Source organism: Burkholderia sp. AU33423 (assembly GCF_002223135.1).
Classification (GTDB): Bacteria; Pseudomonadota; Gammaproteobacteria; order Burkholderiales; family Burkholderiaceae; genus Burkholderia; species Burkholderia lata_D.
In genome coordinates this window covers 2672302-2696401 of sequence record NZ_NKFH01000007.1, presented here as the reverse complement: position 1 = coordinate 2696401, position 24100 = coordinate 2672302, and the positions used below count along the sequence as shown (strand labels likewise).

Genomic DNA, 24100 nt, shown 5'->3' with positions numbered 1-24100 from the left:
CCTTCAAAAAATCGCGCAACGGCTTCTACGCGCGCCGTGCGGCCGCCACCCGTGCAATCGCGCCGATCGCATCGCTGACGAGCACCGCGAGCAGCCCGACGATCACGCCGCCCTGCAGCACGAACGCGGTATTCGACGTCTGCAGCCCTGCGATGATCACGTCGCCGAGCCCGCGCGCGGCGACCGTCGAGCCGATCGTCGCAGTGCCGAGATTGATCACGACCGCGAGCCGGACGCCGTTGACGATCACCGGAAACGCGAGCGGCAGCTCGACCGATATCAGTTGCTGCCAGCCGCTCATCCCCATCCCGCGCGCGGCATCGACGACGTCGCGCGGCACGTCCTCGAGCCCCGCGATCGTGCTTTCGAACACGGGCAGCAGGCCATACAGCACGAGCGCGATCAGCACGGGCTTCAACCCGAAGCCGACGGCCGGCACCGCGAGCGCGAGCACCGCGACGGGCGGGAAGGTCTGGCCGATGTCGACGACGCTGCGCGCGACCGGCAGGAAATCCGCGCCCCACGGCCGCGTGACCGCGATGCCGGCCGCGACCGCGACGATCGTGCCGATCACGCTCGACAACGCGACCGTGCCGAGATGCGCGAGCGTGAGGTCGAGCAGACTCGCGCGATCGTAGATGACGGGCGCGCCGTTGTCCGCGAACGGCGCGAACAAGCCTTGCAGCCAGGCGGGTCGCAACAGCAGCACGAGCAGCAGTGCGAGCGCGGCCGCGCGTGCGATGTAGGCGGGAAGTGCCGACCGCCCGAGCCGCGTGCTGCCGTGCGTCGTCATGCGGGTTTCCTTGCGTGCGCACGGATCGCATCGAGCGTGATGCGGCGCGTGTTGCGGCCATCGCCATCTTCGACCGGCAGCGCATCGACGCCGCGCCACAGCAGCTCCGACACCGCATCGCGCAGCGTGCGCGTCGCGGCGATCGGTTCGCCGTCGGCATGACCGGGTTCGGCCACTGCGTCGATCGGTGTCAGCGCGAGCAGGCGCAGCGGCCGGTCGACGCCAGCGACCAACTGCTCGACGACGCCGGCCGCCGGCTTGCCGAGAATCTCGGCCGGCGAAGCGACCTGCAGCAGCCGGCCGCCGTCCATCACCGCGATCGTGTCGCCGAGCTTCAGCGCTTCCTCGATATCGTGCGTGACGATCACGACCGTGATGCCGAGGCGGCGCTGCAATGCAAACAGGTCGTCCTGCGCCTTGTTGCGGATGATCGGATCGAGCGCGCCGAACGGCTCGTCCATCAGCAGCATCGCGGGCTCGGCCGCGAGCGCGCGCGCCACGCCGACGCGCTGCTGCTGGCCGCCCGACAGTTCGTGCGGCAGCTTGTCCGCGAACTCGGCGGGCGCGAGATGAAACAGGTCGAGCAATTCGTTCACGCGCGCATCGATGCGCTCGGCCGGCCAGCCGAGCAGGCGCGGCACGGTCGCGATGTTGCGCGCGACGCTCCAGTGCGGAAACAGCCCGTGCCCCTGGATCGCATAGCCGATGCCGCGACGAAGCTGCTCGGGCGCGACGGTGGCCGTATCGACGCCGTCGATGCGGATCGTGCCGCTGGTGGGCGCGATCAGCCGGTTGATCATGCGCAGCAGCGTCGACTTGCCGCTGCCCGATGCGCCGACGAGCGCGGTGATCGTGCCGCGTTTCATCGTCAGCGAGACGTCGTCGACGGCGACGATATCGCCGAAGCGTTTGCCCGCACGTTCGATCTCGATCATCCTGCACGCCCCTTCGCGAGCGTGGTCGCGGCTTCGAATATGACGGCCGCCACCAGCGCGAGCGCGATCGTCGGGATCGCGCCGAGCAGCACGAGATCGGCGGCCGATTGCCCGATCCCCTGGAAGATGAAGGTGCCGAAGCCGCCGCCGCCGATCAGCGCGGCGACCGCGGTCAGCCCGATGTTCTGCACGAGCACGATGCGCACGCCGCTCAGGATCACCGGCAGCGCGAGCACGAGATCGACGCGCAGCAACCGCTGCGCGCGCGTCATGCCCATCGCGCGCGCCGCTTCGGTCACGTGCGGCGGCACTTGGCCGAGCCCGACCACGACGCTCGACGCGATCGGTAGCAGCGAATACAGGAACAGCGCGAGCACGGCTGGTGCTACGCCGATGCCGCGGATGCCGAGCGCGGCCGCGAGCGGCACATGTGCGGCGAGCAAACCGAGCGGCGCCATCATCAGCCCGTACATCGCGATGCTGGGGATCGTCTGCACGATATTGAGCACGGGCATCGCGACGGTACGCACCGCCGCGATGCGCGCACAGGCGATGCCGAGCGGCACGCCCGCGACGAGCGCGGCAGCCACCGAGCCACCGGTGAGCGACACGTGCCGGATCGCCTCGCTCCAGAAGTCGTCGCTGCGCACCGCGTATTCGCGCATCACGGAAAGGCCGTCCCACCAGCCGGTCGCGAGCGGCACCGAAATCGCTGCTATCGCGACGACGAGCGCGGCGAGACGCCGCCACGGGCCGAATGCGAGCCGTGCGAGCGCATCCGCGACGAGCACGGCCCACGCGAACAGCAGCAGCCAGACGCCGGAGGAAGGCGACACGCGCGCGAGCATGTCGTCAGGTGCGACGACGTGCGCCGCGGCCGCGCCGACCGCGTACGCGAGCGTGGCGAGCCACGCGCAGCCGGCCATGAGGCGCCACGCGGGGCGGCTCGCCGTCATCGCCCACAGCGCGCCGACGATCCACAGCGCGGCGAGCCCGGCGCCCTGCAGGGCCGGCAGCGCGGCGAACACCGACAGGTCGGTGCCGGCCGCGATGCGGTTCGGCCGCAGCACCGCGAACGGCAGGCCGAGCACGGCGACGATCGTCAGGACCCCGATCAGGATGCCGACCTTGTCCGCCGTGATGCGCCGCGCGGACGCTGCCGCGCGACCCGTCATTTAACGAAGCCCTTCGATTTCAGGTAGCTTTTCGCGACGCCGGCGGCCGGTTCGCCGTTGATCTGGATGCGCGCGTTCAGCGTCTGCAGCGTCTTCAGGTCGAGGCTTGCGAACACGGGCTTCAGGTAGTCGGCGATTTGCGGATGGGCTTTCAGCACGGCTTCGCGGATCACTGGCGCGGGGGCATAGACGGGCTGCACGTGCTTGTCGTCGTCGAGCACCGCGAGGCCGCTCGACGAGATTCCGCCGTCGGTGCCGTAGACCATCGCGGCATTTACGCCGTCGGTCTGGTTCGCGGCGGCCTTGATGGTCGCGGCCGTGTCGCCGCCGGACAGCACGACGAGCTGGTCGGGCTTCAGCTTGAAGCCGTACGCTTTCTCGAACGACGGCAGCGCCGACGCGCTGTTCACGAATTCGGCCGACGCCGCGAGCTTCACCTTGCCGCCGCCGGCAACCCACTTGCCGAAATCGGAGAAGGTCTTCAGGTGCTGCGACTGCGCGACCGGTGCGAGCACGGCGACGCCCCACGTGTTGTTCGCGGGCGCCGGGGTGAGCCAGACGAGATGGTTCGCCGCGTAGTCGAGTTGCTTCGCGGTGTCGTAGCCCTGGCTCGCGTTCTTCCACAGCGGATCGTCCGCCTTGTTGAAGAAGAACGCGGCATTGCCGGTGTATTCGGGGTAGACGTCGATCTCGCCGCTCGTGAGCGCCTTGCGCACGATCGGCGTCGTGCCGAGCGCGATCTTTTCGGTGACGGGAATGCCGTGGGCCTTCAGCACCTGTGAAATGACGTTGCCGAGCAGGTTGCCTTCGGTGTCGATCTTCGACGACACCACGACGGGCGTGTCGGCGTGCGCGCCGGGCGCGACGATCGCGGCGGCGAACGCGAGGCCCAGGATCCGGGCGGGCAGGGCGAGCTTCATACGGGCCAATCTCCAGGACGGGGGCGTACGCCGAAAGTTACTTGACTGAGCCGGCTTTGGCAAACCGCGTGCGGCGGCGTGCCCACAGCCCGTGTGGGGATTACCCGCATCCGTGTTGCAGGCTTGTTACACTGAATCCGTTCCCGCCTTGCCGACACTTCCTGACATGAAGCCCGAGCTGCTGGTTCTCATCGCATTGCGCGGTGACGCGCATCGCGAGATCGCCGCGTCGTTCGACGTGCGCTACGCCCCGACATCCGAAGCACGCGAACGCGCGATCGCCGAGCACGGCGGCACCATACGCGCGGTGCTGACCAACGGCAGCACGGGGCTCACCGCCGCCGAGATCGATCGTCTTCCGCAACTCACGTTCGTCAGCGCGCTCGGCGCCGGCTACGAGCACATCGACGTGACGCATGCCAAGGCGCGCGGCGTTACCGTGGTCACGGGCGCCGGCACCAACGACGATTGCGTCGCCGATCACGCGTTCGCGCTGCTGCTCGCGGCCGTGCGCAACGTCGTGCAGCTCGATGCGAAAACCCGCTCGGGCGTGTGGCGCGACGGACTGGCGATGCCGCCGAACGTGTCGGGCAAGAAGCTCGGTATCGTCGGGCTCGGCAAGATCGGCGAGAAGTGCGCGCGCCGCGCGGCCGGCTTCGACATCGAGATCGGTTATCACAACCGGTCGGAGAAGCAAGTCCCTTATCGCTATTTCGACCGCGTCGACGCGCTCGCGCGGTGGGCCGATTTCCTGATCGTCGCGACGCCGGGCGGCGCGGGCACGCGGCATCTGATCGATCGTGCGGTTCTCGACGCGCTCGGCCCCGGCGGATTCGTCGTCAACGTGTCACGCGGCAGTGTTGTCGATACCGCTGCTTTGGCAGAGGCGTTGCGCGAAGGCCGCATCGCGGGCGCGGGGCTCGACGTGTACGAAGGCGAACCCGAGCCACCGCGCGCGCTGACGGATCTCGACAGCGTCGTGCTGACGCCGCACATGGGCGGCTGGTCGCCCGAGGCGCTCGACCGGTCGGTGCGGCAGTTCATCGACAATGCCGAGCGGCACTTTTCAGGGCGGCCGGTGTTGACGCCGGTTTGAGCGCGGCTGGCCGGGTGCGGTGGCTTCTTGCACCCGAACCGTGCACCGCCACGGATTGGTGCGGCGCCGGCGCAAGAAGATGAAACATTGCGTCGCGGCGGCCAATCAGGCGCCGAAATAACGATCTGCGTGAAACGGCCTTTCACTCCATAGCGTCCGGCGGTTGGCCGGATACGTGCCGCAGATGGAGATGTCCGTTGCCGTTGTTTCGACCGTATCGACGCGTTTGCGTGGCCGATCCGGTTGCCTTAATTCATGGGGCGGACACCGGCCAGATCTGCCGCCGCGACTTCATCCGTGGAGGGGAGCGGCCGAATGGTCACCTCACCGGAAATGAACCGTTTCCCCTTGAAATCCCGGCCATGGTAGCGCGTGCTGATCGCGTGAAATTCCGCATTGCCGGACGCCAGATGCTCGAGCTCGGTCACGTAGGCGCGCACATCCGCCCGATTCCCGAGCGGGCCGGCAAGGACGCGATCGCGCGCTGCCATCAGATTGCGCTCGTTCTCTGCAACCAGCGTTGCCAGCTTGTTCAGCGCATCCTGGAGTTTCAGGCCGTCGCGGTACATCAGCAGCCAGACGGAGTTGACCGAATCGGCGATGTGAATTTCCTTTCGGAATGAGTACGGGTCGTTGACCAGCGTAATCGAATCGATAGCGGCCGTTCTCATTTCCGCCAACGAGCGGTCGGCCACCAGGTGCTCGGTCATGTCGACGTCGATGGCGTACTCCGTCATGATGGCTGCCCATTCCCCGTAGTTGTCGATGCGCCGCATCTCCAGGTAGGCGTCGAACGTGAGTTCGTCCATCTTCAGGGCCAGCGGATCCGTCTGCCTGATGATCAGCGTATGCAGGGCGTCCTCCATGCGTTTCCAGACACGCGGTTTCGACGCCAGATGCGCCTTGACGGGCAGCAGCCCCTCGTACAGCAATTGCGCGATGGGCGCGGTGTCCGGCGGGCGGATGCCGGCGATTGCGTCGAAGTAGTGCTGGCGCAATGTCGAGCGCTTGTGCGCCTGCTCCAGCATGGCGGGGTTGGTGATGGTGTCGTCGATCAGCGTGGTGATGCTCATCATCCGTTCCAGATCGTAGATCCTGTCATTCAGGGTGTGCGGATAGCACAGGCCACCGAATGACGGCATGCTTTGCGCCAGATAGTGTTCGACGGCCTTCTGGCTGCCATAGTAGGCCAGGATGTACGGGCTGTCCGTGAGCGCGATCCGGCGTTCCGCCTCGTCATGGAGCGGATGCCACATGGGTTTCAATTGCAGATGGAAGTCCGGATGGAAGATTGTCTCCCCGGGCTTCGGCAGGCCAGGCAGGTTGCGAACGAAGTTGGGAATATCTGTCATGGCGGGTTCTCGGGCTTGATGTCCGGCGGCGGGAACGGGCGGCCTTCATCGACCGTGCTTGAGCACGAAGCTATAGATGGAAACCTGATGCTTCACGATGGCGACGGCCAGGCTTTCGCACATCACGCGGAGTTCCTCCAGCGCGCCGACCGCGCCCGTCGGGAAATTGCGCTCGATGTTGTCCTGAACGTTCAACAGCCATCGCGTCGCATCTGTCCGGTCCGGCAGGATCTGCATATCCTGGACGCGGAAGCCGCTTTGTTCGAACACCTGGCGCAGGTACGCAGGTGTCTTGCGATATTTGCACGCGAGCCTGTCGACCAGGTCGGGCGTATCGGAGCGGTATTCGGAGAAGTCGACGTTATATAAGTTATCCGAAACGATGACCGTCCCGTTTTCTCCCAGCCGCTGTCGCAATTTCGCCATCACGATTTCGAAGAGATCGTAGGGGAAATGGGAGATCACGCCACGCATGATCACGAGGTCGTAGGGCTGGTCGAAATCCGGCAGCAGGTCGATGTCCAGCGCATTGCACTGGAACAGGTTGATCCTGTCGGACAATCGCCGCGCGGCGTTTACCTCGGCGCAGTATTCGAGCTGGCGGCTGCTGATGTTGATGCCGTCCAGGCGATGGCAGTCGGGAAACCGCTCGGACAGATCGCGCAGCACGGTTCCCCATCCGCATCCGATATCGAGTACCCGGTTGATCGGCTGGCGCCCGGGCGTCTCCAGACCGGCGATCTTCAATTGCCGTTCGAAATACCTGAGGCCGGATTCGTCGAGATCGACCGGCCTCGGCGATTGGGGATGGTCAAAGACGCCGAACTGGAACCAGAGGCGATCGCCGATGGCCTTGCTCCAGTTCACCGGGTCGTCCTGGTAGGCCTCCATGACCCGCGATTCGTAATCGTTTCGCTCTCGGCCGCGAATTGCCGCGAATGGCGGGTTACGCCGATCGTTCAAGGGCGACGCGGATGCGACGGTTGTGCCGGTAACCAGGTTGTTCATTGTCATTCCCCGCAGCGACCGGCTACAAATGTCCGGATTATTGATTTTTAAATCTAGCCGGCGAGGAATCGATGTCAAGCGATATCAGATTATTTCTGATTTCGATTCAATAATGCAATTGATTGATGAAGCGTGGAATTATTGTTTTAAAGAGCCGTTGCTTCCGTTTCCATAAGAATCGGGAAAGGGAACCGAATGAATGAAGCTATCCCGGGACGCCGGTGCGCTGGCGTCTCGGGACGGCTTCAGGACGGGCATGCCGACGTTCAGGAAGCCGTCAGCGGCACCGTCACCGACGTACCGGCCGGGTCAAGCGTCAGCCCGGTGCCCGGCGTCGGCCGCAGCGTCGCCTCGTTGTCGCTGGACAGCACGACGAGCCCCAGCCGGTGGCCGGCTTCCAGCTTGTAGTCGCGCGGCATGAACGTCAGCTTGAGGTCGTACGGCATGCCGGGCAGAACCGGCTGCGAGACCCACTCCGACACGCGGTTGCGCGGGTCGGTCCACGCCCGCGTGACGATCGTGGCCGTACCGTCCGGCGCGCGATCGACCAGCAGGGCCGTCACGTTGGCTACGGCCGTGAAGGTCAGCCTGACGCGTGCGGTCGCTGAACCGGACAGGCGTGTCGCGGCCGTGAGCGGTGCGGTTTCGAAGCGGCTGCGGTTCTCGCCCGTCGGTGCGTTCGCCAGCGTGAGCGCGGTGATGCGCGCATCGTCGGTGAAGCGCGCGAGCGGGCCGCCGGTCGGCAGCCGCAGCAGCGTGCCGGTGCCCGCGCCGTCGCCGCCCGCGAAGTACGTGACCGGCGTGGCGTGGCGCGCGGCCCAGTCCGCTTCCTTCAGCAGCGTGCCGTCCGCCTGCTCGATCACCGCGCGCGGATCGCGTTCGACGCCATTGTCGAAACCGATCAGGTAGCGCGTAAACCAGCGGTTCACTTCCGCGGTCCACGCCTCGGCCATCGCCGGCACGCGGGTCGGGTCGGTGTGCTTCAGGCGATGCAGCCACAGCTGCGTCGGCACGCCCTGGCGCCGCATCGCGAGATGCCACAGCGTCGACTGGTCGACGCGCACGTTGTCGTCGGTGAGCCCCTGGGCGACGAGCGCCGGCGCGACCGCGTATGCGGTGGGAATGTCGCGCGCGGCCCAGAACGGCGAATAGTCGCCGGTCTTGCGGTCTTCCTGCTGCAGCGCTTCGTCGATCAGGTGCGTGCAGCGCTCCGGATGCGCGTTCGTCAGCAACGCCTTGATGTACACGTCGACGTCCTCGCCCTGATAGCCTTCCGGCGCACGCACGAGCCCGCCCGAGCGGTAGTAGCCGTACATGTTCGTCAGCCCGGCGACCGGCACGATCGCGTCGAGCCCGCGCGTGCGCAGGCTCGCGACCATCTTCGGCAGCGTGCCGTCGTACGACACGCCGTACATGCCGACGTGGCCCGTCGACCAGTTCGCGACGACTGTCTTGCCGTTCGCGTCCTTCGCGGTCGCGTCGCGGCCGAGCCAGCGGATCACCGATGCCATCGCGACCGATTCGTCGCGCGTGAGGATCGTCGGGCAGCCGTCCGAGCCGGCGGTGCCGAGCGAATCCGCGTAGACGATCGTGAAGCCGCGCGGGATGAAGTAGCCCTCGATCCACGAGCGCCCGGCGGCAGCCGCCTCGACCTGCTGCAGCATCCGCACCTGCGGCGCGGCGGCCATGATGCGCGCGGAGGCGCCGGTCGCTGCCGTGGCCGCCGTGGCGGCCGGATGCGGCGTGCCGTCGAGTTCGACGTCGACGTTGTGGTCGGGGCTGTCGGCGAGGCCCGCGTAGTACGGGCTCGCGAGCACGATGACGGGCGTGCGCGCGCCGTTCGCGGTTTCGGTCGGGCGCACGATGCGCACGTGGATGCGGTCGCGCGTGCCGTCGCCGTCGGAATCGACCGGCGTGTCGACCCACGCGTTTTCCTCGATCGTGCCGCCCGACAGCGACGGCTGCACCTGGCCGTTCGCGATCACGGGCCGGTAGCGGCCGCCGCTGGCCGGATTGGCGTACGGGACGCCGGACGGTGAAATGCGTGAGGCGAGCGACTGCTTGTCGGCCGCCGAGGCGGCGGCCTCCTCCTGTTTGCCCTGCGCGAGCGCGGAGACGCCCGCCACGCTGCCGCCGTCGTCACCGCCGCACGCGGTGAGCGTCGCGGCTGCAACGAGCGCGGGAAGCCACGCGCGACGCAATCCGGTTCGATGAATGTCCATTGTCGACCTCTTCTTGTGATTGTCTGGAACCGGACGGCCCGCGATATGCCCCCTGCGGGCCGGCCGGGTGCTGCATCGGATGAAACGGAACTGCACCTTCGAAAGCGCCGGGCGCGAGGCCCGGGTGTCACGGCCGGTGTCGACGCGCGTCACGCATCGCGCGACCCGGCGAGCGTCGGGGCGATTGCGTCGCCCCGACCGGAAAGCGTCAGCGCGGCGGCTGATTCGGGCCGCCCGGTCGAAGCGAGGCCGGCGGCGCGAAATGAATACAGGAGTGCGAATCAAATGCGGGCATGCCCGATCTTCCTTCAGGTTTCAGATGAAACGGAACGGCACGATGCGATGAGGCGGGGATGGTGCGAACGGCGGTGCTGCAACGGCAGGAAAGCGCGACGCGAGTCGGCAGGGCTGGCCGGAATGCTTTCCGGAAGCTTGCGCAAAACTTATCTCAGTGAAATCTCGGTGTCAAACTTTTTTAGTTCGAGTCAAACAAAGTTTTCAGGCGTGCGGGGCGATGGACCTGCGATCGGTCTAAATTTCCGGGAAATCTGTCCGCAAACGGTAAAAAACAGATTGAAAGGAGAGAGAGAGGGCATGACGATTTCAGTCGCGGCAGCGAGCGGCTTTTCGCTCGTGCAGATGGCGCAGCAGGCTGCGCTCGACGGGCGCCAGCAGACGGACGCGGCGGCCGGGCAGCCGCAGGACACGCCGATTACCATCCGGGCGCTGGACCAGGACGCGATGCAGGCGGCGCGCATGAAGCAGATGTCGATACTGGGCAACCTGTCGACGAAGCTGCGCGACGTCACCAGCCAGCTCGCGACGAGCCTGCACGAGATCATCGCGAAGCGGCCGGACCTGGCCGACGCGCAGTTCGACTTCATGACCGATAACGGCCAGATCAAGGTCGTGTCGAAGACGATGACGGAAAGCGATCGCGCGTGGGTGGAGTCGACACTGAATGCGAACGCGGGCCTTGTGCTCGCGACGCGCGCGTTTCACCAGCAGGCCGTCGACTTCGCGGAGCAGGGCGCGGCCGCCGTCGGCGAGACGTTCACGGACGACGATCGCAAGGTGGCCAGCCGGCGCGCCGACGCGGACTTCCTCTTCATGAGCGAGATCAACGCGTCCGTCGCGCGCAACCGGAAGTTCGAGGAGGTGGGCGGGCACTTCACCACGCAGGACGGCACGCGGCTGACGTTCGACCCGTCGGCCGGCACCGTGCGCGGCACGCTGGCGCTGCTGGATACCGACCGTCAGTTTTCGTCGGGTGCGGCGATCTTCGTCGACGAGTCGGGGCAGAAGACCTACGGCCGGCGCGCGGGCCTCATCGACGTCGGCTTCGGGGCCGCGTTCGAGGACATCCTGAACGGCCGCAACAGCATCGGTTTCCACGAGATCGCGTAGCCACGCGCGTCACGGAGCCGGACGCCGCGCGCCTATTCGTCGCGCAGCGCTTCCGCCGGCCGTACCCGCGCGGCGCGCCAGCTCGGGTAGAGCGTCGCGACGCACGACATCAGGAACGCGGCCGCGGCGATCTCGATCACGTCGGTCGCCGCGAGCTTCGACGGCAGCGAGCTGAGGAAATACACGGACGGCGTCAGGAAGCGGATGCCGAGCAACTGTTCGATCGCCGGCAGCACCCACGGGATGCTCACCGCGATCGCGCAGCCGAGTGCGACACCCGCGAGCGTGCCGGCGAGGCCGATCGTCATCCCCTGGATCGCGAAGATCTTCATGATCGACCCGGGCGGCGCGCCGAGCGTGCGCAGGATCGCGATGTCGCCTTGCTTCTGCGTGACGGTCATCACGAGCGACGACACGAGGTTGAACGCGGCGACCGCGACGATCAGCATCAGGATCAGCGACAGCATGCGCTTTTGCAGCCGCTCGGCCTCGAACCACGTGCGGTTCTGCCGTGTCCAGTCGCGGATATAGAGGTCGCCCGACAGCGTGCGCGACAGTGCCAGTGCGATGTCCGGCGCGCGCTGCAGATCGTCGAGGCGCAGCCGGATGCCGGTCGGCGCACGCGCGTTGAACAGCGTCTGCGCGTCGCGGATGTGGATGTAGGCGAGCGCGCTGTCGTACTGGTAGTGGCCCGACTCGAACGTGCCGACCACGTTGAACTGCCGGAACCGCGGCAGTGCATCGCCGATGCGTGCGGTGTTGCCGGGCGCGAAGAATGTGATGCGGTCGCCGATCTTCACGTGCAGTGCGTCGGCCAGCGCCGAGCCGAGCACGATGCCCATCTCGCCCGGCACGAGCGCGTCGAGCCGCCCGGTCTTCAGCTTGCGCGCAATCTCGGACACGCGCGGCTCCAGCACCGGATCGATGCCGCGCAGCGCGACGCCCGTCACGCTGCCCGCGTTCGTCAGCAGCGCCTGTGCGTCGACATAGGGCGCGACGGCGCGCACCGCCGGATTCTGCAGCGATTCGTGCGCGGTGAGCCGCCAGTCGGGCATCGCGCCGGTCGGCGAGAAGATTTCCACGTGCGCGAGCACCGACAGCATCCGGTCGCGCACTTCGGTCCGGAATCCGTTCATCACCGACAGCACGACGATCAGCGCGGCGACGCCGAGCGCGATGCCGGCCATCGCGGCGCCGGCAATGAACGACACGAAGCCGTCGCCGGCCGAGCGCCGGCCGCCGCGCGCATAGCGCAGCCCGATCTGCCATTCGAACGGGAGTTTCAAGCGGTTTCCTTTCATTTCGATTCGATCCTGCCGAGCCGCGCATTCTAGCGAACGCGGCGCCGCCGTGTGCAGAGGTTGCGCCACGGACGACCGATATTCGCCCGGCCCGCCGGTCATCCGGCGGCGTTGCGCGCCGGCACACCGATATTTCCATCGTTTCGGGTCTGATCGATAATGGCGCCCAGCATCCGGTCGAACATACCAAGTAATTACGGCGCAACCGGGCCGCGCCGTCACAGACCCATAACAATTCGGGGAAGGTTGCCGTACCAGGCAGCATGTCCTTGATAAGGAAATAACAATGGATTTGCTGCGTTTCCTGCTGCTCCTGCCGATTCGCGTGGCGGGCTTCGTCTGGTGGCTGCTCGGCTGCGCGCTGCGGCCGCTGGTCGGCGACGTGTCGTGGACGGCGCCCGCGTGGATGGGCGTGACCGCCGCGGCCGTGCGCCGCCGCCCGTGGCATGCCGGCGGCCTCGTGCTGCTCGCGGCCGCGCTCGGCTACGGCGGCTACTGGTTCAAGCATCGCCCGAAGCCGCCCGAGCCCGCGACGGTCAGCTTCACCGTGAAGGCGCCGGCGATCACCACCTACGAGGTGGACGACACCGACAAGCCGAAGATCACCGTCCATCCGCTCGAAGTCGTGTTTGCGCAATCGGCGGCGCCGATCGAACAGGTCGGCAAGCCGGCCGGCGACGGCATCGAGATGACGCCTGCGCTGAAGGGGGCATGGGAGTGGGCCGACGACAAGACGCTGCGCTTCACGCCGGCCGCCGACTGGCCGGTCGGCGCGCACGTCGAGGTGCGTTTCGCGGTGCACCGGGTGTTCGCACCGCAGGTGCTGATGCACGACGACCGTTTTGCTTTCGACCTGCCGGCGTTCGCCGCGACAGTCGGCAACAATGAGTTCTACCAGAACCCCGACAATCCGGCGGAGAAGCAGGCGCTGCTGCAGTTGCGCTTCAACTACCCGGTCGATCCCGCCGAGTTCGAGAAACGCATCGGCCTCGTGCTGGTCGGCCGCGACGGCAAGAATACGACGCCGCTGCGCTACACCGTCAGCTACGACAAGATGAAGACGAGCGCATGGGTCCGCTCGCAGTCGCTAGAGATCCCGCTCAACTCGATGGCGGCACGGCTCGACGTCGACAAGGGCGTGAAGAGTTCGCGCGGCGGCAACGGCACGCCGGACGTGCTGCATGCGTCGGTCGACGTGCCGGGGCTCTACAGCCTGTCGATCGACAACATCGCGCCGACGCTCGTCGACAACGAGCGCTACGAGCCCGAGCAGGTGCTCGTCGCGGAGGCATCCGACGGCGTGCGCAGCGCCGACCTGGCCGCACGCGCCAAGGCGTGGGTATTGCCGAAGCGCAAGCCGGGCGTCGATCAGTCGGACGACGATCCGCCGTACGCATGGAACGTGGCCGACATCAGCGATGCGGTGCTGAAACAGTCGAAGCCGCTGGCGCTCGACGTGGTACCGACCGAGAACGACTACGCGACGCTGCAAAGTTTCAAATATCACGCGACGCCGGGCGATCGCATCTTCGTGCGGTTCGCCGAAAATCTGAAATCGGCCGGCGGCTACCTGCTCGCCGAGCCGGTGACGACCGCGTTCACAGTGCCCGATTATCCGAAGCTGCTGCGCTTCATGGCCGACGGTTCGCTGCTGTCGATGAGCGGCAGCAAGCGGCTGTCGGTCGTGTCGCGCAACCTGCCGGGGATGAAGGTCGAGATCGGCCGCGTGCTGCCCGACCAGCTCCAGCATCTCGTGAGCTTCAACAACGGCACGTACGCGCGGCCCGAGCTGTCGTATTCGTTCAGCGAGGATCACATCGTCGAGCGCTTCGTGCAGACGCGTGCGTTTCCGGCCGGCGACCCCGGCAAGGCGCATTACGAAGGCATCGATCTCGGCCAGTACCTGAAGGGCGGCAAGCGCGGCGTGTTCCTGCTGCACCTGACGAAGTACGACCCGGCGGCCGAGAAGAAGAAAGCCGACGATGCGAAGGACAGCGATGCATCGTCCGGCGACGGCAGCCAGGATCAATCGGACAACGCCGATTCGGGCGACAGCAGCGGCAACGGCGACGACAGCGACAACGCGCTCGGCGACACGCGCCTGATCGTCGTGACCGATCTCGGGATGCTCGTCAAGAAGGCGCTGGACGGTAGCCAGGACGTATTCATCCAGTCGATCCGAACGGGCAAGCCGGTTGCGGGCGCAACCGTATCGGTGCTCGCGGTGAACGGCCAGGCGCTGTTCACGCAGACCACGAGCGCCGACGGCATTGTGCATTTCCCCGCGTTCAAGGGGCTCGACCGCGAGAAGCGGCCGCAGCTGTACGTCGTGAAGAAGGACACCGACCTGTCGTTCCTGCCGGTGGCCGGCAGCGATCGCCAGCTCGACTTCTCGCGTTTCGACGTCGACGGTGAGCGCAATGCGACGGGCCAGGGGCAATTGTCCGCGTACCTGTTCTCGGATCGCGGGTTGTATCGCCCCGGCGATCCGTTCCACATCGGCCTGATCGTGCGGGCGGCGAGCTGGGCGCGCAGCCCGGCCGGCGTGCCACTGCAGGCGGAGATCGTCGACCCGCGCGGGATCACCGTCGAGCGCAAGCCGGTGACGGTCGATGCGACCGGCTTCACCGAGCTCGGCTATACGACGGCCGAAACGGCGCCGACCGGCACGTGGACCGTCAACCTGTACATCGTCAAGGACGGCCAGCCCGGTGCGGAGCCGATCGGCAGCACGACGGTGCAGGTGAAGGAGTTCCTGCCCGACCGGATGAAGGTCGACGCGAAGCTGTCGCAGCAGGTCGTCGAAGGCTGGGTGAAGCCGAAGGGGCTGAAGGGTATCGTCGATGCGCAGAACCTGTTCGGCACGCCGGCGGAGAAGCGCCGCGTCGCGGCGACGCTGACGCTGCGCCCGGTGTGGCCGTCGTTCCGCAGCTGGCAGGGCTATCACTTCTTCGATGCCCGCCGCGCGAAGGAAGGCTATACGACGACGCTGCAGGACGGCACGACCGACGACAAGGGCCATGCCGAGTTCGACCTCGATCTCGACAAGTACGCGGACGCGACCTACCAACTCTACTTCCAGGCGAGGGCCTATGAAGCGGAGGGCGGGCGCAACGTCGCCGCGAACGCGCAGGCGCTCGTGTCGAACAATGATTGGCTCGTCGGCTACAAGTCGGTCGACGATCTCGGCTACGTGAAGCGCGGCAGCCCGCGCACGGTGCGGCTCGTCGCGATCGATCCGAACGCGAAGGCGATCGACGTGAAGGACCTGCGTGCGCAGCTCGTCGAGGAACGTTACGTGTCGGTGCTGACCAAGCAGGATTCCGGTGCGTACAAATACGATTCGCGGCTGAAGGAAGTGCCGGTCGACGACAAGCCGCTGGCGATTCCGGCGGCCGGTCTCGACTTCACGCTGCGCACCGACAAGCCGGGCAGCTACGCGCTCGTGATCCGCAACGCGGCCGGCGCCGCGGTGAACCGGATCGAGTATTCGGTCACGGGCGACGCGAACGTCACGCGCTCGCTCGACCGCAACGCGGAGCTGCAGGTGACGCTCGCGAAGCACGACTACAAGCCGGGCGAGCAGGTCGAGATCGCGATCCGCGCGCCCTACGCGGGCAGCGGCCTGATCACGATCGAGCGCGACAAGGTGTATGCGCACGCGTGGTTCCATGCGGACACGACCAGCTCGATCCAGCACATCACGGTGCCGGCCGGCTTCGAAGGCAACGGCTACATCAACGTGCAGTACATCCGCGATCCGTCGTCCGATGAAATTTTCATGAGCCCGCTGAGCTACGGCGTCGTGCCGTTCTCGGTGAACCTCGATGCGCGCCGCAACGCGGTGTCGGTCGATGCGCCGGCGCTCGTGAAGCCTGGCGACACGGTGAATTTCACCGTGCATTCGGCGAAACCCGCGAAAGTCGTGGTGTTCGCGGTCGACGAGGGCATCCTGCAGGTCGCGCGCTACAAGCTCGGCGATCCGCTGAAGTTCTTCTTCCGCAAGCGGATGCTCGAAGTCGGCACGTCGCAGATCCTCGACCTGATCCTGCCGGACTTCGAGAAGCTGATGGCGATGGCCGCGCCGGGCGGTGATGCCGACGATGCAATCGGCCGCCAGCTGAACCCGTTCAAGCGCAAGCGCGACAAGCCGGTCGTCTACTGGTCGGGGATCGTCGACGTGAACGGCGACACGCGCCTGAGCTATACCGTGCCCGACTACTTCAACGGCAAGCTGCGCGTGATGGCCGTGTCGGTGTCGCCGGACCTGGTCGGTACGTTCGAAGGCGCGACGACGGTGCGCGGCGATTTCGTGCTGTCGCCGAATGTGCCGACGACGCTCGCGCCGGGTGACGAGGCCGACGTCAGCGTCGGTGTCGCGAACAACCTGACGGGTGTCGGCAACCAGCCGGTGCCGGTCGCGGTCACGCTGAAGACAGGGCCGCAGTTGCAGGTGATCGGGCCGGCCACGCAGAACGTCGCGCTCGCGCCGCAGCACGAGGGTGTCGCGATGTTCCGCGTGAAGGCGACCGACACGCTCGGCTCGGGTTCGCTGTCGTTCGGGGCGCGCTACGGCGCGAAGGGGGCGCAGCAGCGCGTCGACGTGTCAGTGCGGCCGGCTGCCGCGTTCCGCACGCAGCTCGACATCGCACGCCTCGATCCGGGCAAGAAGGCGAGCGTGCCGAACCTGCGGTCGATGTACGACGCGTATGCGTCGCGCGACGCGAGCATCTCGACCGCGCCGCTCGTGCTGTCCGAAGGGCTGTCGTCGTATCTCGTCAACTTCGAGCACACCTGCAGCGAGCAGATGGTGAGTGCGGCCGTGCCGCGCGTGTTCGCGGCGAAGTGGTTGTCGGTGCGGGCGCTGACGAGCGCGATGCACGCAACCGACGCCGGGTCCGACGCGACGAACGCGGCGGCGATCACGCAGTTCCTCGGCGTGCTGCGCAGCCGGCAGAACGCGCAGGGCGGCTTTGGCCTGTGGAGCGCGACACCCGACGCCGATCCGTTCGTATCCGCGTATGCGATGCACGTGCTGCTCGACGCACGCGAGCGCGGCATCGCGGTGCCGAAGGACATGCTCGACGCGGGTAATCAGTATCTGCAGAAGCTCGCGGCGAACGATTCGCTCGGCTCGCTCGACCTGCTGCGGCAACGCGCGTACGCGGTGTATCTGCTGACGCGCCAGGGCAACGTGACGACCAACAGCCTCGCGGCCGTGCAGAAGCGGCTGCAGGATGCGTATCCGAACGACTGGAAGAACGATCTCGCAGCCGCATGGCTCGCCGCGTCGTACCAGCTGCTGAAGCAGGACAAGGAGGCCGCGGCGCTGATCGCGGGCCCGCAGGCGCTGCTCGAGCGCAAGCGTGCGTCCGACGGCGGCTACGTGACCGGCTACTACCTCGATCCGCTGACGCGCGACGCGAGCGTGCTGTACCTGATCGCTAAGCACTTCCCCGAGCGCGTGCGCAAGCTGTCGCCGCGCGCGATGGACAACCTCGCCGCGCCGCTCGTCGACAATCTCTACAACACGCTGTCGTCGGCGATGACGATCCTCGCGCTCGATGCGTATGCGGCGTCGAGCGCGGGCCAGCTCGACCAGCTCGCGATCGACGAGGTGCGCGCAGGCGCCGCGCCGAAGGACGTGTCGTCGATCCAGGCGAACCTCGTGCGCTCGGGCACGTGGTCGGCCGGTGCGTCGCGTGTCGACTTCGTGAACGGCAGCTCGCTGCCCGCGTGGTGGATCACGAGCCAGTCGGGCTACGACCGCGGCACGTCGACGAAGGCGATCAAGAACGGGCTGGAAATCGTGCGCGACTACACCGGCACGGACGGCAAGCCGCTCGACAAGATCACGGTCGGCCAGGAGATCGACGTGCACCTGAAGATCCGTGCGACGGGCTCGGCGAGCGTCGGCAACATCGCGATCGTCGACTTGCTGCCGGGCGGCTTCGATCCGGTCATCGCGCCGCCGCCCGTCACCGACACGCAGGAGGGCGACAGCAACGGCGACGGTGGCGCGTCGGCACCGGTGGCCGATGCGCCGTGGCGTTCGCCGATCGGCGTGAAGGGTTCCACGTGGCAGCCGCAGTTCGCGGACGTGCGCGAGGATCGCGTGGTGATCTACGGCACCGCGACGACCGACGTGCGCGAGTTCGTCTACCGGATCAAGGCGAGCAACGCGGGCCGCTTCATCGCGCCGCCGGCATACGGCGAGTCGATGTACGACCGCCGCTTGCAGGCCCAGGCGCCCGGCGGGTCGACGTTGACGGTGGAGCGCGTGCGATGACGATGAGGCTGCAACGTCGTGACCGGCCGCGCCGGGTGCGAGGAGTGCCCGCGCGTGGCTGACGACGTTTCGGTGCGCCGGCGCGTGCTGCACGGCGCCGGCCGCTGGTTGCATCGCTGGCAGAACTGGATCGCCGGCGTGCTGCTCGTGGTCGGCGCGCTGGCCGCGTGCCGGCTGTGGCCGCATCCGCCGCTGCGCGACTGGAAGCCGTCGTCGGTCGCGGTGGTCGACGCACAAGGCCGCTTGCTGCGGCTCACGCTCGCGAAGGACGACCGCTACCGGCTGTGGGTGCCGCTGGACCGGATGTCGCCGCAGCTCGTCGAAGCCGTGATGCTGCACGAGGACCGCTGGTTCTGGTGGCATCCCGGCTTCAACCCGTACGGGCTCGCACGCGGCGCGTGGATCACGTACGTGCGCGGCGGCAATCCGCAGGGCGGCTCGACGTTGACGATGCAGCTCGCGCGCTCGCTGTGGCGGCTGAACACGCGCACGCCGGCCGGCAAGCTCGAGCAGGTTGCGCGTGCGGTGCAGCTCGAACTGTTCTATTCGAAACGGCAGATCCTCGAAGCGTATCTGAACGATGCGCCGTACGGCCGCAACGTCGAAGGCGCGGGCACCGCGAGCGTCGTCTATTTCGACCGGATGCCCGACGCGCTGACGCTGCCCGAGGCGCTCGCGCTCGCGGTGATTCCGCAGGACCCGGCGCGGCGCGTGCGTGGCGGGCAGGATGAAATCAACCGCGCGCTGGCCGCGTCGCGCAACCGGCTGTATGCGCGCTGGCTGACGAAGCATCCGGGCGATGCGTCGTTCAAGCCGCTGTTCGCGTTGCCGCTTGCGATGCGGCCGCTATCCGCGCTGCCGTTCGATGCGCCGCATGCGGTCGACCAGGCACTCGCCGCGCGCAGCGCGTGGCGTACGACCGCGAGCGCGGCGGCGAACGACAGCGACGCCGACGCGCGGCTCGTGACGACGCTCGATCTCGACCTGCAGCACACGCTCGAACGGCAGATCGCACGCTATGTCGCGCGCAACGATACGCGCGGCGTGCGCAACGCGGCGGCGATCCTCGTCGATACGCGCGACATGGGCATGAAGGCGCTCGTCGGTTCCGCGAACTTCTTCGACCGCTCAATCGATGGGCAGGTGAACGGCACGCTCGCGCGGCGCTCGCCGGGCTCGACGCTCAAGCCGTTCATCTATGCGCTCGGCTTCGACCAGGGCGTGCTGCATCCGCAGACCGTGCTGCGCGACGTGCCGACCGCGTTCGGCCCGTATGCGCCGGAGAATTTCGACGGCCATTTCCTCGGGCCGATCACCGCGACCGATGCACTGAACCGCAGCCGCAACGTACCGGCCGTGTGGGTCGCGTCGCAGCTCAAGTCGCCCGATCTGTACCGGTTCCTGCAGGAAGCCGGCGTGCGCCGGCTCGCGAGCGCGCAGCACTATGGGCTCGCGCTCGTGCTCGGCGGCGGCGAAGTGACGATGCAGGATCTCGCGGCGCTCTACGCGATGCTCGCGAATCGCGGCGAGTTCCGGCCGCTGCGGCTGCGCACGGACGAACCGGCGCTGCCCGGCCGGCGCCTGCTCAGCGCGGAGGCGAGCTATATGACGATGGACATGCTGCGCCAGCATCTGCGCCCCGACGAGACGAGCGGCGCGCAGCCGTCGAGCGTGCCGGTCTACTGGAAGACCGGCACGTCATGGTCGTTCCGCGATGCGTGGACGGCCGGTGTGTTCGGCCCGTATGTGCTGGTCGTGTGGGTCGGCAACTTCGACAACTCGACCAATACGGCGTTCGTCGGCGTCGACGCGGCCGCGCCGTTGTTCTTCCAGGTCGTCGACGCGCTGAATGCCGAGCGCACGCTCGTCGAGCCGCCGCGTGCAGTGCCGCCGAAGCTGAAGCGCGTGCGGATCTGCCTCGCGAGCGGCGATTTGCCGAACGAGTGGTGCCCGCAGCAGGGCTGGACGTGGTTCATTCCGGGTACGTCGCCGATCCGCGTGAGCACCGTGCACCGGCCGGTCGTGATCGACGATGCGACGGGGAAGGCCGCGTGTCCGCCATACGACGGCAAGCGCACGCATACGGAGATTTTCGAATTCTGGCCGTCGGATCTGCAGCAGGTGTTCACGCAGGCCGGCATACCGCGTCGGCGGCCGCCGCAGAACGCGGACTGCCGCGACGCGGGGCAGGTCGAGGGCGATCCGCCGCGCATCACATCGCCGCTGCGCGGCAGTACGTATGCGATGCGCGTGAAGCGTACGGAGGAGACGCGCATCGCATTCAATGCGACGGCCGATGCGAGTGCGCATGCGCTGTACTGGTTCGTCAACGATGCGTTCGTGGGGCGCAGTGCGCCGGGCGATGCGCTGTTCTGGCAGCCGCGGACGGCGGGCAGTTATACGGTGCGGGTGGTCGACGATCACGGGCGGAGCGATCAGCGGCCGCTGGGGGTGGGGTTGGAGCAGTAGGCGCTGTCTCTGTATCCGTATCGCGCGTTCGCGGTCAGCGCGCCGCGATCTGCGCATTTTCGCGGCGAAGACTCGTGTGAGTGAGCATCAGCAAGTTGACGACGACGACGGCGATCGTCGCGACGATCATCCCGTTCACCCCGACGTGGGACACCAATCCGCCGGCTACATACGGAAACCCGAACAGGCCCGTGAAGTAGGCGATCGTGAAGACCTGCGAGCTCGCCGATGCGGACAGGCCATTTTCGCTGGCGAGATTGACCGCCATGCCGTTCAAGGTGGAGTAGCTGAGTCCGTAGCCGATCGCGAAGACGAACGAGCCGATCGCGTACAGGATTTCGCTACCCGGATTCGACACGAAGAGAACCAGCGCCAGGAGCGTCAGCGCGAACAGCGTGAACGCGAGCTTTCGGACCGGCAACCGGCTGATCGTCTGCGCCAGCGTGAATCGGCAGAAGACGGTAGTCAACGTGAAGGTCACGAAGAAGAGATCGGGTGACAGGTGACGCGACTCCGCATAGATCGCCTGAAAATTCGACAACGCGGAAAAGACGCATGCGGCGAGTCCGATCATGATGATCGGCAGCCGGGTGACATGGCGCAGGATCTCGGCCACCCGCGCCACTGTCAGGCCGGTTGCATCGGCCTGCGGATTGGGTGTGCGTTCCGTCCGTTGTCGGACGATCGAGAATGCGATGGCGGCAATCACGCAGAGACACGCCAGGCCTGCGTAGACGATCGAATACGACCCGAAGCGGTTGGCGACGAAATGGCCGACCGGTGACGCGAGACCCAGCCCGACCATTTGACCGCCCGAGAGCAATGTCAGGTATTTGATCCGCGCGGAGGGCCGGAGGTGATGAATGATCTGAAGCGGCGCGAGTATGTAAAAGGCCGACCATCCCATTCCCAGAAGCAGGCCGCCGATGAACGCGATCCTCAAATCGTGCGCTGCCAGGCTGAACGCGAGCATGGAAAGCGCCATGACGGCAGCGGCCGCCACGATTGTCGACATCAAGCCGATTCGGTGTGCTATCCATCCCGCGACGAGGGAGCTGACGATCATGGTGAGGATGCCGGTCGAGATCACCGCGCCTGCCATTGACGAGTCCAGGCCGCTTTGACGCAGATGCTCGGAGAGGAGGAAGCTGGCTCCGTAGGCGGCGGCAAGTGCGATGCTCGCGAGGAGGAATGGAATGAATGTGGCGGCGGCGAGCGAAGACGGAAGCGGGTCAGCGGATGTATTCATGGCGTTGGCGTCCAGTTTTTATCGCCGCCACGATGCGTTGAGCGGGCCGGATTTCCTTGATCGTCTTTATGCCGGCGTATGGCGTGCAGAAGGCCCATCCGGAATTTATGATCCTGAGCCTGACGGGCATTGTGTTTTAGGTAGAAGCGGGATCAAATGTACAGTGAAGCCGATTTTCTTCTGCACAGTGCAGGTCTTTGCTGATGAGCCTGGACTTGGAAACTTGAAGTCGGCCGAGATTACGTTGGATGGTTTCGAAACGCGATCCACTACCCGTCTGAATCATTCTGATGTTGCTACCACTCATATTTCTACCGGCGATGCCGTGCGACGGCCGCATGTACGCCGATCAGATCGAAGCGCTGAAGGATCTTGCTTCACCGACCGTGAAGATACTCGCGCATGCAACATTCGCCGAGAGTGCCGAGCAGCTCCTGGCATCGACAAGCGGTGCGTTCATTCTTGCCGGCACGGCATACGGCGGGTGTCTCGCAATGGAAGTGCTCGCGCGAGCGCCGGATCGCGTTCGTGGACTCTGGCTGATGAATTGTCAGCCGGGCGCTCATCCGGATCCGGACGCCGTTCGTGCCACCAGCCGGCGAATTCGCGCCGGAGAGCACGAGCGGGTGATTGCGGAGTTCGCCGAGCGGGCGATTCCGGCGCACGACGGCGCGTCACGGGCCGCATTCGTGCAGATGGCCCGCGATGCCGGAGCGGATTTGTTTGCCAGGCAGTCCGACGCCACGCTGACACGCTCGGATCATTGGGCGACGCTTGCGTCGAGCAAGGTTCCTACGTTGCTCATCTGGGGCGCGGCGGACCGTTTCGTACCCGTCGACGTTGGCCGACGTATCGCCGACGTGATGCCACATGCCAGATTCGAAGCGATCGAAGGATGTGGTCATTTCCCGACCCTGGAGCGGCCTTCACGATGCACGGCGATCGCGCGCGAGTGGTTGAGGGAATCGGTGCTCGGTTGGACTGCGTCCACGTCTCCTGCTTGACAGGTTTCGGACAATGGAGAAGCACCGCCTCCACGAAATCCCGGGAGCGCCAGGCCGTTCATTTTTAAGCTTGAGATAAATTGAAAATCATGAGGCACCGGCCGCAATAAAAGTGTCGATTATTTTGAAATTATAAAAATTTAATAAAAGATCCATAAAATAATTAAATCTGAAGGGCCTGTTTTCGATGTCTGTTTCCGGTCCTGATTGTTTGTCGCGTTTTCATATTGTCATTCCGGATCATGCGTCAAGGTTACCCTGGGCGTATCGATCTTGGAAATTGTTGATAACATTGTGGCTCGAGCTCAGCATGGGTCAATGGCTGGATCCGAGGTGCCACGGTAAATTTTCTAATTCAGAATTTAAAATAAACGAAGATTCGTTAATTAAATGCGGCTTGCTCGATTATCATATTGACGCGCAATCGGAATCGCGTGCTAGTATCCGGGCAAAGTCGCATGTGATTTAAAAATTGGCGAGATTGAAAGTCGTTTCGAGACCGACGCCACTTCCAGTTCAATACGCGAAATTTTCAGCGGCATCGCCGAGAAAGTAATGCCGACCCTGCTGTTCCCCGCCATTATGCCGATTCCGTCGGCAGGGTCGGCGATGCGCTGCCCGGTAGCGGCAGGCACGAGCTACTCAGGATGGGGATCAGGTGACACGGGGAGTCAATACGGGGCGTTGCGCGCAAGTACTGCTTCAGTGGGTCCTTGTGAATGGTTTCGCTAGAGCGGCCCGGTTCGCGGCGGCGTGTCTGCGTTGAGCGGCGGAGCGAGTACGCGAACGTCTAAGCGATGAGAAAGATGATGGCGCCGTGCATGGTGGCAAGAAGTGTGATTTGCATTCCTGATTGATCGTTTGGCAATGACTTTCCCTT

Annotated in this window: 15 protein-coding genes; 5 read left to right on the top strand and 10 right to left on the bottom strand. The window is 66.0% G+C overall.

Annotation, left to right across the window (positions count from 1 at the left end; genetic code table 11):
* Positions 1 to 25: 25 nt before the first annotated feature.
* The 4 genes from CFB50_RS30610 to osmF are packed head-to-tail and all read right to left on the bottom strand — an operon-like array spanning position 26 to position 3823.
* Positions 26 to 793, bottom strand: a complete 768-nt coding sequence (locus tag CFB50_RS30610; protein ID WP_089448264.1) for an ABC transporter permease — start codon at positions 791 to 793, stop codon at positions 26 to 28.
* Positions 790 to 1728, bottom strand: coding sequence for an ABC transporter ATP-binding protein (locus tag CFB50_RS30605; protein WP_069252415.1), 939 nt, complete (start codon positions 1726 to 1728; stop codon positions 790 to 792). The genes CFB50_RS30610 and CFB50_RS30605 overlap by 4 nt, the downstream gene beginning before the upstream one ends.
* Complete coding sequence (locus CFB50_RS30600) at positions 1725 to 2903, bottom strand: ABC transporter permease (protein ID WP_089448263.1); 1179 nt, start codon at positions 2901 to 2903, stop codon at positions 1725 to 1727. The genes CFB50_RS30605 and CFB50_RS30600 overlap by 4 nt, the downstream gene beginning before the upstream one ends.
* On the bottom strand, positions 2900 to 3823 hold the full coding sequence (gene osmF / locus CFB50_RS30595) for a glycine betaine ABC transporter substrate-binding protein OsmF (protein ID WP_089448262.1): 924 nt from the start codon (positions 3821 to 3823) through the stop codon (positions 2900 to 2902). Before osmF ends, CFB50_RS30600 begins: the two co-directional genes overlap by 4 nt.
* A gap of 166 nt (positions 3824 to 3989) precedes the next feature.
* Between osmF and CFB50_RS30590 the strand changes: the two genes are divergently transcribed.
* The gene (locus CFB50_RS30590; RefSeq protein ID WP_089448261.1) at positions 3990 to 4919 is read left to right on the top strand and encodes a 2-hydroxyacid dehydrogenase; all 930 of its coding nucleotides are present in this window, start codon (positions 3990 to 3992) and stop codon (positions 4917 to 4919) included.
* A 248-nt stretch (positions 4920 to 5167) separates the two neighbouring features.
* Here CFB50_RS30590 and CFB50_RS30585 read toward each other — a convergent pair whose 3' ends face one another.
* The 3 genes from CFB50_RS30585 to CFB50_RS30575 form a co-directional block, all read right to left on the bottom strand.
* The gene (locus tag CFB50_RS30585; RefSeq protein WP_144020717.1) at positions 5168 to 6271 is read right to left on the bottom strand and encodes a terpene synthase family protein; all 1104 of its coding nucleotides are present in this window, start codon (positions 6269 to 6271) and stop codon (positions 5168 to 5170) included.
* Positions 6272 to 6316: 45 nt separating this feature from the next.
* Positions 6317 to 7279 (bottom strand): SAM-dependent methyltransferase, encoded by a 963-nt coding sequence (locus CFB50_RS30580; protein WP_089448259.1) that lies wholly within the window; start codon positions 7277 to 7279, stop codon positions 6317 to 6319.
* A gap of 266 nt (positions 7280 to 7545) precedes the next feature.
* Entirely contained in the window at positions 7546 to 9501 is a 1956-nt protein-coding gene (locus tag CFB50_RS30575) for a Xaa-Pro dipeptidyl-peptidase (RefSeq protein WP_089448258.1), read from the bottom strand.
* Between the two features lie 594 nt (positions 9502 to 10095).
* Between CFB50_RS30575 and CFB50_RS30570 the strand changes: the two genes are divergently transcribed.
* A complete protein-coding gene (locus tag CFB50_RS30570; protein ID WP_089448257.1) occupies positions 10096 to 10908 on the top strand; it encodes a hypothetical protein in 813 nt (270 codons plus the stop codon).
* 32 nt (positions 10909 to 10940) lie between these two features.
* Here CFB50_RS30570 and CFB50_RS30565 read toward each other — a convergent pair whose 3' ends face one another.
* Positions 10941 to 12194, bottom strand: a complete 1254-nt coding sequence (locus tag CFB50_RS30565) for a lipoprotein-releasing ABC transporter permease subunit (protein ID WP_256979346.1) — start codon at positions 12192 to 12194, stop codon at positions 10941 to 10943.
* Positions 12195 to 12495: 301 nt separating this feature from the next.
* Here CFB50_RS30565 and CFB50_RS30560 point away from each other — a divergent pair, with 301 nt between their 5' ends.
* Complete coding sequence (locus CFB50_RS30560) at positions 12496 to 18498, top strand: MG2 domain-containing protein (protein WP_089448255.1); 6003 nt, start codon at positions 12496 to 12498, stop codon at positions 18496 to 18498.
* Between the two features lie 54 nt (positions 18499 to 18552).
* On the top strand, positions 18553 to 20967 hold the full coding sequence (gene pbpC / locus CFB50_RS30555; protein ID WP_089448254.1) for a penicillin-binding protein 1C: 2415 nt from the start codon (positions 18553 to 18555) through the stop codon (positions 20965 to 20967).
* A gap of 34 nt (positions 20968 to 21001) precedes the next feature.
* Here pbpC and CFB50_RS30550 read toward each other — a convergent pair whose 3' ends face one another.
* Entirely contained in the window at positions 21002 to 22216 is a 1215-nt protein-coding gene (locus CFB50_RS30550; RefSeq protein ID WP_089448253.1) for an MFS transporter, read from the bottom strand.
* Positions 22217 to 22506: 290 nt separating this feature from the next.
* Between CFB50_RS30550 and CFB50_RS30545 the strand changes: the two genes are divergently transcribed.
* Positions 22507 to 23220 (top strand): alpha/beta fold hydrolase, encoded by a 714-nt coding sequence (locus tag CFB50_RS30545; RefSeq protein ID WP_089448252.1) that lies wholly within the window; start codon positions 22507 to 22509, stop codon positions 23218 to 23220.
* 437 nt (positions 23221 to 23657) lie between these two features.
* On the opposite strand, the gene CFB50_RS39105 is transcribed toward CFB50_RS30545, so the two are convergent.
* Positions 23658 to 23855 carry a hypothetical protein gene (locus tag CFB50_RS39105; RefSeq protein ID WP_144020716.1) on the bottom strand — a complete coding sequence of 66 codons (198 nt, stop codon included), beginning with the start codon at positions 23853 to 23855 and terminating at the stop codon, positions 23658 to 23660.
* Positions 23856 to 24100: the final 245 nt, after the last annotated feature.

Excerpts from the sequence above, each read along its gene's own strand:
- CFB50_RS30610 (WP_089448264.1), bottom strand. The coding sequence starts at position 793 with ATGACGACGCACGGCAGCACGCGGCTCGGGCGGTCGGCACTTCCCGCC.
- CFB50_RS30605 (WP_069252415.1), bottom strand. The coding sequence starts at position 1,728 with ATGATCGAGATCGAACGTGCGGGCAAACGCTTCGGCGATATCGTCGCC.
- CFB50_RS30600 (WP_089448263.1), bottom strand. The coding sequence starts at position 2,903 with ATGACGGGTCGCGCGGCAGCGTCCGCGCGGCGCATCACGGCGGACAAG.
- osmF (WP_089448262.1), bottom strand. The coding sequence starts at position 3,823 with ATGAAGCTCGCCCTGCCCGCCCGGATCCTGGGCCTCGCGTTCGCCGCC.
- CFB50_RS30590 (WP_089448261.1), top strand. The coding sequence starts at position 3,990 with ATGAAGCCCGAGCTGCTGGTTCTCATCGCATTGCGCGGTGACGCGCAT.
- CFB50_RS30585 (WP_144020717.1), bottom strand. The coding sequence starts at position 6,271 with ATGACAGATATTCCCAACTTCGTTCGCAACCTGCCTGGCCTGCCGAAG.
- CFB50_RS30580 (WP_089448259.1), bottom strand. The coding sequence starts at position 7,279 with ATGAACAACCTGGTTACCGGCACAACCGTCGCATCCGCGTCGCCCTTG.
- CFB50_RS30575 (WP_089448258.1), bottom strand. The coding sequence starts at position 9,501 with ATGGACATTCATCGAACCGGATTGCGTCGCGCGTGGCTTCCCGCGCTC.
- CFB50_RS30570 (WP_089448257.1), top strand. The coding sequence starts at position 10,096 with ATGACGATTTCAGTCGCGGCAGCGAGCGGCTTTTCGCTCGTGCAGATG.
- CFB50_RS30560 (WP_089448255.1), top strand. The coding sequence starts at position 12,496 with ATGGATTTGCTGCGTTTCCTGCTGCTCCTGCCGATTCGCGTGGCGGGC.
- CFB50_RS30550 (WP_089448253.1), bottom strand. The coding sequence starts at position 22,216 with ATGAATACATCCGCTGACCCGCTTCCGTCTTCGCTCGCCGCCGCCACA.
- CFB50_RS30545 (WP_089448252.1), top strand. The coding sequence starts at position 22,507 with ATGTTGCTACCACTCATATTTCTACCGGCGATGCCGTGCGACGGCCGC.